A 14,871-nucleotide genomic window follows, 5' to 3' on the forward strand; every position below is an offset into this window, starting at 1 on the left:
CTTAACCCCTACAATGAGAGGTGTTAGCTATGCTAGACAATAGTACTAATGTTTATGACACCGACGATGAAAAGCAGCGTTATGCATATAATATGCTGCCAACTTACTTATTGATGAAAGGGTTGCCCGAGGGCAACCGTCTTATCAAACAAGCAACTAAAAATATATCTAAAAAACCTTATAGGCAGAAAATTCAGTTCGCTCATGTTTTTAGTGAATTGGCAACTACGCAGACATACTCACATATTGGTATGAATGATATCAAGCTTGAAAAAGGCGAATTATCCAATCATCCTTATGAAGGTCTATTACGCTCATTTGGTGCTGAAACGGCTACTGAGTTATTAACACATACAAGGGTTATAGACGCATGCTTAAGTCAGAGACTACATGATCAGCTTATCATAGACTTTAAAAACTATATGTTTGAGACGTTTGGGTACGAAGATAGTGAGCTAAATACTAACATGTCAGCAGAATCGTTTTATCTGCACTTAGTTTTGAGTTTTATCGCACATCTCGATGCTTGTGTTCATCATGCAGCCTATTCAGAAAAAGTTGCACCGATCAGTCTAGGCTGGTTATTCATGCAAAATTTAGACCCAGATAAATGGCAGTATAACCATGCACAAGACAACTATCACTTAATCAATCACAATGGCAGCCCTTTTACCTGTACCTCTCGATCATTTATTCATTTATTACTAACTGTCTTGTATTTTCAGAAGCACAAGACAATGCCTACAAGCTTGTATGGTATTCGAGATAAGATCGATTGGAAGGTAGAAGATGAGGAAGGCAGGCTAGATGAGTTCATCTATAAAAAAAGCGAACGCGACAGTAAACGAAATTGGCTCAGTCTTGAAGACGTCTTTTGGCTAGTTGGTATGAGGGATTCGGCAAAAGATGAAACCAATGAAATTCTGATGAATTGGCAACAATCATTTATTAAGTACATAAAGACTGAGGATATCAATCATCTAAAAGGACTACAGCCTAGTGCGGAAGCCATCATATGGTTCATCTATGCTTTTTTTCAAAACATTTATGAGCATACGGATAAAAGCAACAAAGCAAATAAAGAGCAAAGTTGTGTGACCTATGACGATTATTATGGGCTATGGGAATCAATAACAGACTATTATGAGTTAAGGATAGATAAAAATATAAGCGCGGAACGCATTCAGTGGCCACAGTATTTAATAAAGCAAGCCATGCCCATTAAGCGCATGACTTGGAATGAAAAAAGAGACTGTGCACTATTTAGACGTTTGTTTATTGCTACGTCCTTTGCCTGACTTCTCAAACGGTTGCATACTAGGTTTGTTTTTTGGATATTGAGGACGAGGTTTTGTATTCTTAGACATTGTAATTACCTTCTTGTTAGTTGACTTACTTGGTGGGTTGTTATCCCGACCACCGCCTGAGGGGTTGCCCGTTGTACTTGGCCAGCCAGCACCTTGTCCGCCATTACTCATATAAACTCTCATAGTTGTTACTCCATTAAATATTAAGTTTAGATTCCATAGCCATTTGCTTACTGACTATGATTAATAGAGTAACGTTCAAAAACAGTTTAATCTCCACCAAAAGTGGGTATTTTGGTTAAAAAACATACAAACCAGTTCAATTCTTTATAATAAAGTGATGAAGTTTAAATAGAGGTGAATAAATGAGTCAAAATTCAGAAATAGATAGTTCTAAATCATATTGGTTTGTTGGTTCTATATACGATGGTAAAGACCATACTGAGCGATTTATTGAAGAAGGTATTTGGGAGTTACACCCTAAAGCCAAACCGATTGACTCAATAAAGTCTATAAAGGCTGGTGAAAAAATTGCTATCAAGTCAGCTTATACTCGAAAAAGAGGGTTGCCTTTTGATAATCGAGGTCATACTGTTTCTGTGATGGCAATCAAAGCGATAGGTACCGTAATAGAAAACCTAGGAGATGGTAAAACCCTTAAAGTAGACTGGGATAAAGAGACTACTGTAAGGGAGTGGTATTTTTTCACCAGTCGCAATACAGTTTGGAGGGTTGTTCCTGAAATGGCGATAAGAGTTGGTTTAATAGATTTCGCATTTCATGGCAAAGCTCAGGATATTGACATGTTTCGCAACGATCCATATTGGCGTGAAAGGTTTGGAGATAATATGGAAGAAAATTCTTCTTTTGGCTGGACAAGGTTTTATGAAGAGTTTGCGGATAAACTTCTTGTCTTTCGCTATCGCCGCGATGAACTGATAGCCGGTATTCATAAGATCTCTGAAAAAGTAGACGCTATGTCTGTTCTTAATGATCAGTATGAAGAGGGTATTGTAGGAGGCCCATTAAAAGATATATGCCCATTTACAGTCTTCGCTATCTTTAATCGTGGTCTGACTGATGAAAACCGAAAAATCATTGCTAAAGAGTTAGCTGATTTGATTGGAGTGTTAGAGCCAGTTCCAAAGTCGTTTGATGGCATTCCTCTCGTCAATAATCAGTCAACCTGGTTTTTTGGCTATAGCTATAAGCGTCAGTCAGACGATATAGATAATCTATGGGATGTCTTTGCACGTGGCATTTCATTTGCAGATTTAGAAGATGGAGGTGAAGGTGAAGAAGTCTCTGCCCGCTTTGCCGATGCTTATGACAAGGCAATGGGTATCTATGGTGTGGCTTGGAACCTCACTATGGGGCTTTATTGGATTCGCCCCTGGAGCTTCTTAACTTTAGACAGTCAATCCAAGAACTATATTAACAGAAAACTCAACATTGAGATTAATAGCACTGGTTCTAATAAACGTTGTAGTTCTGCTGATTATTTAGAGTTGATGAATAGTATAGAAGCTCGCTTTCAAGAAGACAGCTATCCTGTACACTCTTTTCCAGAGCTCTCACTTGCAGCATATAAGTATCAGCCAGATAGTTCGGAGAAATCAATCAAGAGAAATTGGAAAGAGATGATTCCTTCTCAAGTAAAACAGCTTTGTGATGAAAAGCAGTCTTATGAATTTACGATAGATGAGTTTTTAGAAAGATTTACTGATGATATTAAAGAAAGATACCCTGATCGTAAAGATGTAGTCGGAGGTGTTAAATACCTATTAAACAAAATGGTCAAAGATGGAGAAATGAAGTCACTTGGTAAGGGAGTATATCGCTTACTAAGTGAGGGTCTGGTCAATGATCTTGATGTCGAAACAGATTCTGAGACTGATACACTGGTAGCTCCTGACAGCTACTCTATTGATGATATTACAGCTGACGGATGTTTTTTACCTCAACCTAAGATTGAGATGGTACTTAAGCGTCTTCAAGCTAAGAAAAACATCATTCTACAAGGTCCTCCCGGCACCGGTAAGACTTGGCTTGCAAAAAGACTGGCCTTTGCGTTAATTGGCCAACGTGACGACAGTAAGATAAGAGCTGTGCAGTTTCATCCAAACCTATCCTATGAAGATTTTATTCGCGGGTGGCGTCCATCAGGCGAGGGCAAGCTGACATTGGTAGATGGTCCTTTTATGGAAGTGATTAAAACTGCCATAGATGATCCTGAGTCAAAATATGTCATCGTCATCGAAGAGATTAACCGAGGCAATCCGGCTCAAGTATTTGGTGAGATGCTCACGTTACTTGAGGCCGATAAAAGATCGCCAGATGAAGCGTTAGAACTGTCTTATAGAAAAACTGCTGGTGAACGTATTTATATACCTAGTAATTTATATGTCATCGGCACAATGAATATTGCTGACCGCTCGCTTGCATTGGTTGATCTGGCCTTGCGTCGTCGTTTTGCCTTTATCGATCTTGAACCGATACTTGGTAAAGCCTGGCGTGATTGGGTAAGAGATAAGAATGGTATTGACTCAGAATTCTTAGATAACATTGAGCAGCGAATTAGTGCTTTGAATGATGAGATTACTAAAGATCCTAGTCTTGGCGCTCAATTTCAAATAGGTCATAGTTATGTCACGCCAGCCGTTGGTATGAATATCACAGATGCTAAAGAGTGGTTCGTTGAAGTGGTAGAAACAGAGATAGGTCCTTTGCTGGATGAGTATTGGTTCGATGATCTTGAGAAATCTCGAAAAGCCCAAAAGCGACTGACTGAAGGCTTGCAAGTATATGCCAGTTAAAGAAGACATAGCTATAGAGTCCTCTGATGACGTTAACTATATAGGCAAGATACCTGTTCGTAATCTTTGGCTTCTTATGCTCTATGCGTCCGATATCTATAGAGAGCTTGATGCTGCGAATATTGAAGTCGAAGAGAACCCTGATGATATTCCAGACTTAATCGCCGAAATGTTTTGTCGACGGGTCGAACATCGCATTCAGCGTAACCTAAGTTATAGCTATCAGTCTCGTGATGCTGTGCTCAGTCGTGTACGTGGCAGAATAGACCTTATAGGTACTGAAAGAGGCAGGTTGCTTGAGCAGGGTAGGGTCGCCTGCCGCTTTGATGAGCTAACTATTGATACGCCGCGTAATAGATATGTCCGAGCGGCTCTTGAGGCTATCTCTAAAGTTGTTAAACGTAAAGATTTGGCTCATTGGTGTCGATCGCTAGATATACGTCTAAGACGAATGGGTGTCAGTCAAACACGCCCCAGTCGTAGTGAGGTATCAGTGGATAGGTTTGGGAGACATGATGCTGAAGATAAGCCAATGGTAACGGCTGCACATCTGGCGTTTAATCTGGCCTTACCAACAGAATCTAAAGGTACAAGGCAGTTGTCTTCAGCACAGAGAGACAATCTACCGTGGCTGCGCAAACTCTTTGAAAAAGGGGTAGCTGGATTTTATGCTACGGTTCTGTCAAATCAATGTTATAGAGTAAGCTCGGGGAAAGTGCTTAAGTGGCAAATAAGTGATAAAAGCTTAGGTATGGATAATATCCTTCCTAATATGAAGACGGATATCATCATTGATAATATTGAATCAGCACATCGCATCGTTATCGATACTAAGTTCAACTCTATAACAACAGATGGATGGTATCGAGATGAAACATTAAGAAGTGGATACCTGTATCAGATGTATTCCTACCTAAGATCTCAAGAGGACAGTAATGACCCTCTTAATGAGAATGCTAGTGGTCTATTTATTCATCCTTCGATAGGGGAAGATGTGAATGAGTATGTTGTTATTGATAACCATAAAATTCAATTTTCTACTGTGAATCTGGCAACATCTGCTGTGGGAATTCGAGAGCAGTTGTTAAAAGTCATCAGAATTAATTAAACTCAAACCCCAATATTAACAACATCACCTGAGAAAATCGGATTTCATACCTCAGCCTTTCATGCTATACAAGTAATAGTATGTAGGGGTTTTTAGACTCATCAGAGTAAATAAATCCATGGTATATGGAGATGTTATTGATATTTTGGACACCATGGTTTTTGGGGTATATGCCCCCTGCTAAGGTATAGTTTAAATTAATATTTGGTCTACTCTAGCATTGAATAATTCTTCGCTATCGATATTAATTTTAAAACTATACCTTAATAAAAATAAACTGCAGATCAAAATTTCTTAAAATTATAATCTCCCAAGTTAATGTCTACTGATTTGACAGCAAAGGTCATTACTCAAAAATCCTATTTACCAAAACTCGCAGGTGACCGTTTTATTTTTAGAGTCGTATTCAGCCCCTCTTTTTTCCATTTCACCCCAGTATTCCATGGTTCGAGTTTGAAAATTCGGCATAATGGTAGGTACAGTCGCAGTCGATGCAAACTTTAAAACAGTTTCACCCCCTGATGATTCAGGTATAAAGCTGAATATATACTCCTCTAGAGGCTGACTGCGGTAGGTAACGCCTTTATTAAAAATTACCCGGTATTCAGTGTATAGTCAATTCCACCTAAAAGTGTTATAAATTAATTATCAAATCCAATTGTTATTATAAAGACCATGACTTACTCACTAGATTTTCGCAAACAGGTACTAAAAAGCTTAGACGAGGGTATGACCTTTGCCGAGGCGGCTGAGTCTTATAATCTGAGCCCAACCACCATACAGAACTGGAAGCGGCGTGTTCATAGTAAAACAACCAGGCAAACCAAGCCCTATAAAATACCAGATGATGTGCTACTTAATGATGTCAAAGAGTATCCCGATGATTACCAGTATGAGCGAGCTCGTCGTCTAAACTGTAGTAAAACAGGCATTCATCATGCCCTAAAGCGCCTAGGCATCAGTCAAAAAAAAGACTTTAGAACATCCAAAAGCCTGTCCAATCAAAAGAGCGGCGTATCAGAATAAGCTTGAGCACTTTAAGCAGCAAGGCTACCCCATTGTATATATGGACGAAAGCGGCTTTGAGGCTGAAACCATTCGCTCTCATGGTTATGCACCGATTGGTAAACCCTGTATCGATAGCTACAACTGGCAAGGTAAAAAGCGAACCAACGTTATCGGTGCTCTCTATGAAAAGATGCTGTTTGCACTAGATTACTTTAAGCACAACATTAACAGCAGCATATTCTACAACTGGTGCAAACAAACCCTAATCCCAAGTCTTAAAACCAAATGCGTGATTGTGATGGATAACGCTCGATTTCATAAGAAGAAGCGCATTCAAAAGCTACTGAATAGGCATGGTCATCGTATTCTATGGCTGCCACCGTACAGCCCTGATTTGAACCCTATTGAAAAGAAATGGGCACAAGTAAAGTTTCTACGCCAAGGCTGGTTGGAAAACGACTTATCCAAGTTGTTTTATGATGTTTGTCCTAACCATAACAATTTTATTTTGAACTGACTATATGGTTCACCTTTTTTCATTTTCACATCTTTTATCATATTTCGATATTCTGATAACCACTGCGCTTTTGGCTTTACGAAATTGTCATAAGCTTTTTGGCCTCTGATGCTGTCTGTAAATGCTGTGTCTTTAGCAGCAATCTTTTTATAAGGTGGCTTTTCACCAGAACAAGCATCTTCCATCCAGCCAAACACATGAACCATATCATTGCTTTTGTAGCTGCTTATATTTTTAGAAGAGATGGGGGCGGCTAGAGTAGTAGTAGATAGTAGAGATGCAGTCGCTAATAAGGCCAAATAAGTTATAGATATGGATTTCATAATTGCTCCAGTAGATAAATGTTGGTAGTTAAAGTACAGAGTAAAGAACGTATTATATTCAAATACTTGTTATGAGATGCTGCTAATAAATTCATAAGGTACGCAGAAAGCAGTGTCTTTTTTGATGTATTTGAAACATTGTAAAACATCAGAAAAGTTAGGACTTTTCTTTTCATAACGGTTTTCTATTTCTTTGTCAGAGATTTTTTTAAATGTTTTATGATGTAAATTTACAATTTCTGCTGCTTTACCATTTACTGAAATAATTTCTTTTAAATTTTGGAGGTTTCCGTTTTTATCAAAATCAAACGTAGCATTATTGACGGTACGATAAGTACTACCATTAGGCAGTTTAAAATTTAGTTGGCTAATTGCATAACTCATACTTCCTCCTACTGCGCCATCGTAAGTACAAGCTTTTACGATAGCCTTCTTTTTACTAATAGAATCAACGGTGGTGCATTTGGTACTACCATTAACATCACCCATGCTAGCAATAGCGTTAATAGAAAGTAATAATAATGGAGTAATCATCAGTATTTTTGTTAGCTTCATAAATATATCCTTTTGTGAGTTTTAATTTCAGACAAAGTAAATGAGTGCCTTGCTGATGAGTTGATTATAGCGTCTAAAATACCGGTTATTTTCTTAACTGACGAACGGTTGCTAATCGAATTTGAACTTCTAAAGCATATCCCCGTTTTTAGTATAGTTAGATGAATGTAAAACTGTTATGGATTTAAACGCGCTACTGGTATAAATTTTACTTGCATGCTGCGTTCCCAGAGGCTGCGCAACCTACGTTTAAAAATAGCATCCCAGTAGCGCGATGACATTTTTAGAGTGTATCGACTATAGTTAAGGCTATTAGTCGGTTTCAGAGCTTAAGAGGTTAAGAATAAAAATACTAAAGTAAAAATTCAAACCCCAAGACCCCATCTTTGAGCTCATCATCTAGTAAAATCCTACAAAATAATGACCTATTAAAGCTATGTTAATTGTGGCTTTAATAGGTTTTTTGTGCTTAAAATAATCTGAAAGATTTAAAATCCATAACCATTATCCAATTTTGAGCCCCAAAACATTAAAGCGTTTAACACCCAAGTCATTACTGGAAAAAATGAATTATAATCACTATTTAATTATAAAACATGAAAAATATTAATCTTAAGCCAATAAAAAAACTTATAGTCCTAGGCAAAAGTAATTTGCTTATACATCGCTATGCTGAGAAGTCTTTATTTGTTTAGCAGATATTTGAACCCGAGGCTACCTACATTAATATGGAAACCCCGATATTAACAGCATCACCTAAGTAAATTAACAAATGAGTAGAAGTGGATAATTCTATAGTACCTATAGGTTTGTAGTGATATTCAAACCCCGAGTTTGTACTTTGCACCTGACAAAAATATAAAATGTAAGAACCTCTTACAGCTATATTGATTATGGCTTTAAGAGGTTTTTTTGTGTTTAGAATCATTTTAACTATCTAATAGAATTGATTTTTTTGCGATATTAAGCCCCACAACACTAAAGCGTTTGACACCTATATGTTTATTGGATAACATGAATTATATTCACTATTATTTTATATATGATGAAAAATAATAAAATTAAGGTTGGGCAAAAACTTGCCAATCCTAGTAAGGATGATTTGTATGTACATCCGTATGCTAAAGCCGCTTTATGTGTTTGGCAGAGATTGAGACCTAAAACGACTTATATCAATATGAAGTTTTTGGATAATTTCTACCGTCCACCCCTGCGCTTGGTTGATGGAGGGGACGATGCTTTTTATTTCTTTAATGATTTCCAAAGAGTCGATCAGGTTTTAAGGTTCGAGAATGATAGCGATCACCCATGCTTAATAATCCCTGAAAGTATTAAAGATGTTCAGCAGCTCGCATGGATGGAGGTTATAAACTTGATGTTCTTGAAAGGTATTCACCATCCTGATTTGTTTAAAGCACTTAAATGCACTGCACCTCAAAGTGTGATATGCCAGCTCATGGGGGTTAGGCAACTGACTGTAAAGGAGTATTGCCATTTTGCAGGTATTAGCCAGAGTAGTTATGAATATCGCCAATGTAAGTTTGCACTAGAAGATCGAGTTCTAGGTATTCCTCAAAGTATGAGCTGGTTGAGTGGTGCACCCTAATGAATATAAAGCAGTTTGATAACAGCGAATTACAAACGGTTTTAGATCGTCTAGTGCCACTTGATTCACCGTACTTTATAAAAATACAAAGTCTGATTATTAATACTCTTTATATTAATCCAGGCTTCTGCCTACATATTGGTGAGCAAGCCAGCCTAGATATGCCAGTATTTACATCGTCTGAATGTGAAGCTATCGCCAGGAAAGTCGTCAAAGAGAAAAAAATTGAGAATTGGGCAGTCACTTATATGCTGGTCTTGTTTTACCAGAGGTATGGTCAAGCACGTAGGGATGATGAAGCATGGCAGTTTATGAGTGCATATCTGCAAATAATCATTATGATTGCTATACGTAAGGATGAACACTCTGTAAAAGTCGGTCAGCTAAGTGTGCGTCTAAGGATGGGGTTGAAGCCTAATAACCCACAAGCTGAGATTGTTAAAAAACTGATTGATATCCATGCTCAACATGTTTCACTGACGAAGGCACTAGCAGCATTACGCGTATATGAAGCTAAGATAAGAAGTGATGAAGAGTCAGGCAAAGTGGTTAATCAAAAGTTGGCTGGTAAAATTGGTCAAATAAGACTTGCCTATGAAGTAGTTGCAGAGAACAAAGCGTTTGTAAGTAAAACCTATACCAGCTCACAAAACAATGAGCTTAGTAAAGAACACACTAATAAGCGATACCTTAATAGTGCTGATGAGCCAATACGAGTCACAATATTTGGTAGACCCCATAAAAATGATAACGTATCGGACGCTGAGAATATTGCTGATGATGACCCGCCTGCGCTCTTAGATAATGATTTTAAGCCTTCCAGTACAACCGCTAAATCCTCAGAATTACAGCAATGGAAGCTAAAAAATAAATATCGACATGCCCGCCGTAACCAGTTTCATTTTCCTACTAATTTACGTCAACTAAGTCTACTGAGCTATCAGATGTTATTTGCTCGGGTGTGGCAGCTTTTTGGCGTTGTCAGCTATAAACAGCGTCGGGTTTATGCCGTTATATTACTATCAATGCTAAGTGGTCGGAAGGTCCAAGACGTGATTTATGAGCTGGCATTGGATAAAAGTCAGCGCAAGTGGTTGAGTCATGAAAGCGGTTCGGCTGCTGATAGTTATGCTATGAGTAATACTATTAACGTAACTTCAAATCGTAGAAGCCACTTATTGCCACATCGTCAAAGCCATGATAATGAATTTAAATTACCTCTGCCAGCGAGGCTACAAGCAGTTATTGAAAATAAGTTTTCGGTGGATGGCGATGAAGTGTCTGAAGTGCTGGCAAGCTTGAAAGTGCAACTAGAGCTATCGGTGTTATCAAATCAGCATATTGACGTTTGTTTATATACAGTTATAAAGAATGAGCTGCAAGAGCCATTACATGCCGACATGATTACTGGAGTTGATGTGAAACACAGCTCGCCCTTGTACTACACCAGTATTGAGACAATAAGCTTAGAGAAGACTTACTACAGCGCCATACAACTATTGACCGAATACTGTACTGCGGACAGCCAAGGTGAGCTACGACAGCTTAGTATGTCTAGCACGAAAAGCAATCGTTATAAAAAATATATTGGTAGTGACATGACTTTAAATATTGATATCTGCCAAAGATTTTTTGATGAGCTTGCTGAAGCAACTGAGAGTTATAACGGTCGATTAAAGCGGAACGTAAGCATAAGGCAGGACCGTTATATTGAGCAGTTTAATGCTTATGGTGTCTGGTTATGGCACATCATCTTTATTCAGACTGGGATTAGACCCGTAAAGCATGCGCCTGGGCTTTTAAATCAATTTGATTTTAGGCAAAGGCTGTTATGGGTGTCGGATAAAGAAGAGCGTCAGGGACAAGGGCAGGGAAGGCTTATTCCTCTTAGTGATTTCTTAATCACAGCGATTCAAAATTATATTAAATATATCAAGCAATTTGCGGTCATGCATAATTCTATATATCCCAATGACCAATTTCCTATAAATAAAATTTTGAACTCTAGTCAGCCACTCATTCAGCTATTTAGCCAAAATCCCAAAGGCTTTACCGGTATTAAACCTAGTAAGGTTCGCTATCAGATAAAACACTTTTTTAGTCACCAAGACAACTGGCTTAGACATCAATTACGCTCACTACTAACGAATAGGTCCCCTGAGCATTTGATCTGCGCCCTATATGGTCATGAACATCCAGATCAGGAGGCTATGCATCCCATGTCGTCATTATCCATTAATGAGCTAAAAGCGTTATCCGCTGACTTAGAGAAAGTTGCAGTTGAGCTTAACCTACGACAAGTTGAGGTGAATATATATGGATAATGCCGTTGCTCATCAGTTAAGAGAAGAAAATAAAAGCAAGAGTCATGAGAGTATCAAAAATGAGGCAAAATTTTTGATAGCTTCGTATGTTGATGACAATCACATACTCACAGGAACAGACCTAACTGAATACTATCAAACCATTGGTAGCATACTTGAGGTGCATTTTGATACTGCGCATAGCTATCACTTAGCCAGACAAGGATTTTTAGAATACATACGGAGTTATAACAAATCTCATGAACTGAGTATGGATGAACCAGTTGTGCCAGTCATAGCAGAGCGTGATCATTTAACAATATCCTATGATTGGATGGTAAGTGGTGCTCAAGTAAGCCTTGCTAGCCAGCAAATAATTGAGATATGGCAACGGAAAAGAAGGTTCTCAAACAATGATTTGATTGAGTCAGTGCTCTACTGTAGCGTGATGTATGGGGGATTGAATGACATAGATGTGTTAAAAGCACTGTATCAATGGCTCCTAGGCGAACGTGACATATATCAATTGCAGCTACCAGCAACTGATGAATTACCAGATTCAGGTGTCAGCAGCGAGAGTTTGGCGCTAATCTTGCTCAGTATTGATGATGACAATTACGGTTGTTCTTATACGCAAAGTCATACCTCAGAGGATGTATCTGCTACAAGCTTACAGCGCTATGTAGAGTACATACCTGATGATATGACACTTTGCTTTTTATACGCGCTAAAAGATAAAAAGTTAAAAAAAGAAGATGTGAAGTCGTTTGAAATCATTATTAATGAGATTTGTAAGAAGCTAAAACTACAAAATAAAGATAAAAGTAAACCATATTTATCACAGTTAATAAAATACGCTGACTATCATTGGCGGCAGATGAAGGGGGGCGATATAGACACTGCACTGGCTATGGTTAGACAAGGAAAGATTAAAACGACGAGCTTAACCACAAATAAGCTTATTAGTTATAATCAAGAGGTGTTTAAATCAAACCCACAGCCGCTTACTTGGTCCGAGTTATTTATAGTAAGCTATTCAGGATCAGACAAAAAAAGTACCAATAGTAGGGAGTATCCAAGCTTTAGCAAGAATCTGATTAAAGAGGTTCAAGATGCCCTTAAAGGCAGTAAAGCATCCGCTATTATACAAGTAGAGCTGTTACAGCAGGAGTTAACCCAACCCAACGCCATGCGTCTTTTAGGATGGGTAAAGAGCTTATTGAATGATAGCAGTAACAGGTTAGATACCATCAGTAAATATCTGGGATGTATTGGTCGCGATTGGCTGATGCTAACAATGGATGAGAATCTTGATGAATGGTCTGACGAGGACTTTGAAGCTGTATATGAGGAGATCATTCAAAGTAAGATTAAGGATGGAAGAAAGCGGTCTATTTTGAACAAAAACTCAGGCTTTGGTGAAGACAATCTAGATACAGACGATGATTTAGTTGGCTGTGCAGACGATGTGATAAGTCAATGTAGTTTCAATGGCTTAAAGAATGAGCATATAAACAAAAACAAAGTTTCATATCTGGATAAGCTCAAAGATACTCAAAAATTTACTTACGGCAGACTACGAGCTTTCCATAATTATCAGCGAGAATCCTATAATGCGCCGTTTGTGTATTTCCCATGGGGTAATAAACGCCAAGTGGTAAATGCGAACATGATATCGCCTCGGATATATCATGCGATGAAAGAGTATTTGGTCAATTCGGGCTTAGACGATGAGCAGAAAGACCTTTGCTTAGTAGTGTTAAGTCTTGCGTATCGAACAGGGTTGCGAATTAAAGAACTTATCGGTGTTAAAGTTCGTGATATAGCTGACATCTATATTGATGAACATGGACAACGAATAGAGCAGCCGCAAATATGGTTAAGACCAAATCGCTATCGGAGATTGAAAAGTAGCAGCGCAAGCCGCCTTATACCCATTAACTGCCTACTTAAGAAAGACGAGTTAAAACAATTTACTCAGTTATATCGTCAGCAGAAAAGGTTGAAGCGTCGTTACTTGTTTTCTCAAGGTTCAGGTGATCAGCCGTTACCCAGTGTGATTTTCAGTAATCTCATGAAGTTAATTTGGGACAGATTGCTAGGAGAGCACGATTTCACATTTCACAGCTTTAGGCATACTGCGATTAGTCAGCTGGCGTTAGTACTAAGTAAGTCGCCATTGGCACAGGTGATGACTGATTATGATAATGAGCAGTGCGAAAAAGTAATAAAAGGGGTCCTTGGCTATCACAAGGAACAAGGATCCTGGTTTGGACTGGCCAGCTTTGCAGGACATTTAACGTGCGACACAACCTTCGAGCATTATATTCATACTGCTCATCTGCTGGCAGGGGATCGGCTGAGTAATGCTTGCTTGGAGCTACCTATAACAGTTTTAGAGTTAATAACAGATCTAGATTACTCTGCTATCTATAGACAAGACAAAACTGCTTATGATGCAACGACAAAGACTGTGCAATTAAATAAGATAAGACCATATTTCCTTAAAAAAACGGCTGTTAATAAAACACCATTATTTAAGAATGCAGATGAACCTGATAGCAATGCTAGCCAGCCACTGTTAAATAGTAGTTTGAATGAATTGAAAGAGTCGAATACAAATTCAATTTTTATTCACCCTAAATATGCGGACGTCATAGGTTTTCTAGAGGAGCTGCAGGAGTTAAAAGAAAATTCTCGAGATGAGCTGTTACCTGAAGTTGCTATTAGACATGGTATAAGTCTAAATAAATCTAAATGTTTATACCTGCGCGCTAGTCAGCTGTTCGACGATGACAGGCTATTACTAGGTAGGCCTAAAGGTAGTAAGAATCAGGAAGTAATCATTAGAGCATTAGATAGGGCATATCAGATGTCTATAAAGGATCCTGAGAAGTTGAGAGTATTTATTGAGATATTTGCGCATAAGCATAACTTAAATAACTCATCGATCCATTTTGGTATTAAGGAGACCCAGATTGAGATGCTACAGAGTTTTATGCTAGTAGGTTGTCAGCTTATTGATGCCAATCATTGGCAAGTTAGGACATATAGTGAGCAAGTTGTAAGTGATGTTAAAAAAGACTTAGGTCTGAACAGCTCAATACGTGTCGGTGCACGTGAGAGTTTTCATGGCTATGAGGTAAGGGTAGTACAGAAAAAACGTAAACACTCTGACAAAAACTTGGCTACCACTAATCACTATTATGCGTCATCGGGAGTGCTTAAATATCTAGGGTATCTTTTGATTGTGTTAATTAAACATGATGATAGCTAGTTAACAATCATTATCGTTGCAAGTAGCAGCTATGAAACAATTAAGTTCGAG

At 38.3% G+C, this 14,871-nt stretch carries 11 protein-coding genes; 8 read left to right on the top strand and 3 right to left on the bottom strand.

Features of this window, described 5'->3' with window-relative positions; all coding sequences use genetic code 11:
- Positions 1-92: 92 nt before the first annotated feature.
- Positions 93-1,298, top strand: a complete 1,206-nt coding sequence (locus tag GYK50_RS05620) for a hypothetical protein (protein WP_212564421.1) — start codon at positions 93-95, stop codon at positions 1,296-1,298.
- Here the strand turns inward: GYK50_RS05620 and GYK50_RS05625 are convergent.
- Positions 1,260-1,490, bottom strand: a complete 231-nt coding sequence (locus GYK50_RS05625; protein WP_212564422.1) for a hypothetical protein — start codon at positions 1,488-1,490, stop codon at positions 1,260-1,262. The genes GYK50_RS05620 and GYK50_RS05625 overlap by 39 nt on opposite strands.
- Before the next feature lie 182 nt (positions 1,491-1,672).
- Here GYK50_RS05625 and GYK50_RS05630 point away from each other — a divergent pair, with 182 nt between their 5' ends.
- The 4 genes from GYK50_RS05630 (at position 1,673) to GYK50_RS05645 (ending at position 6,756) form a co-directional block, all read left to right on the top strand.
- Positions 1,673-4,123 (top strand): AAA family ATPase, encoded by a 2,451-nt coding sequence (locus GYK50_RS05630; protein ID WP_212564423.1) that lies wholly within the window; start codon positions 1,673-1,675, stop codon positions 4,121-4,123.
- On the top strand, positions 4,113-5,231 hold the full coding sequence (gene mcrC, locus GYK50_RS05635; RefSeq protein ID WP_212564424.1) for a 5-methylcytosine-specific restriction endonuclease system specificity protein McrC: 1,119 nt from the start codon (positions 4,113-4,115) through the stop codon (positions 5,229-5,231). The genes GYK50_RS05630 and mcrC overlap by 11 nt, the downstream gene beginning before the upstream one ends.
- Before the next feature lie 675 nt (positions 5,232-5,906).
- Entirely contained in the window at positions 5,907-6,257 is a 351-nt protein-coding gene (locus GYK50_RS05640; protein WP_186474644.1) for an IS630 transposase-related protein, read from the top strand.
- Entirely contained in the window at positions 6,232-6,756 is a 525-nt protein-coding gene (locus GYK50_RS05645; protein ID WP_186475459.1) for an IS630 family transposase, read from the top strand. The genes GYK50_RS05640 and GYK50_RS05645 overlap by 26 nt, the downstream gene beginning before the upstream one ends.
- On the opposite strand, the gene GYK50_RS05650 is transcribed toward GYK50_RS05645, so the two are convergent.
- Together GYK50_RS05650 and GYK50_RS05655 are read right to left on the bottom strand one after the other, a co-directional pair.
- Entirely contained in the window at positions 6,714-7,079 is a 366-nt protein-coding gene (locus tag GYK50_RS05650) for a hypothetical protein (RefSeq protein ID WP_212564425.1), read from the bottom strand. The genes GYK50_RS05645 and GYK50_RS05650 overlap by 43 nt on opposite strands.
- A gap of 69 nt (positions 7,080-7,148) precedes the next feature.
- Complete coding sequence (locus GYK50_RS05655; protein ID WP_199508191.1) at positions 7,149-7,634, bottom strand: hypothetical protein; 486 nt, start codon at positions 7,632-7,634, stop codon at positions 7,149-7,151.
- 1,042 nt (positions 7,635-8,676) lie between these two features.
- On the opposite strand from GYK50_RS05655, the gene GYK50_RS05660 reads away from it, so the two are divergent.
- From GYK50_RS05660 to GYK50_RS05670, 3 genes are read left to right on the top strand one after another with little or no spacing between them, the layout of a single operon-like run.
- Positions 8,677-9,240 (top strand): hypothetical protein, encoded by a 564-nt coding sequence (locus tag GYK50_RS05660; RefSeq protein WP_212564426.1) that lies wholly within the window; start codon positions 8,677-8,679, stop codon positions 9,238-9,240.
- On the top strand, positions 9,240-11,564 hold the full coding sequence (locus GYK50_RS05665) for a hypothetical protein (RefSeq protein ID WP_212564427.1): 2,325 nt from the start codon (positions 9,240-9,242) through the stop codon (positions 11,562-11,564). Before GYK50_RS05660 ends, GYK50_RS05665 begins: the two co-directional genes overlap by 1 nt.
- On the top strand, positions 11,557-14,820 hold the full coding sequence (locus GYK50_RS05670) for a tyrosine-type recombinase/integrase (protein ID WP_212564428.1): 3,264 nt from the start codon (positions 11,557-11,559) through the stop codon (positions 14,818-14,820). Before GYK50_RS05665 ends, GYK50_RS05670 begins: the two co-directional genes overlap by 8 nt.
- Positions 14,821-14,871: the final 51 nt, after the last annotated feature.

It is taken from the genome of Psychrobacter pacificensis, assembly GCF_018336615.1.
GTDB lineage: Bacteria > Pseudomonadota > Gammaproteobacteria > Pseudomonadales > Moraxellaceae > Psychrobacter > Psychrobacter pacificensis.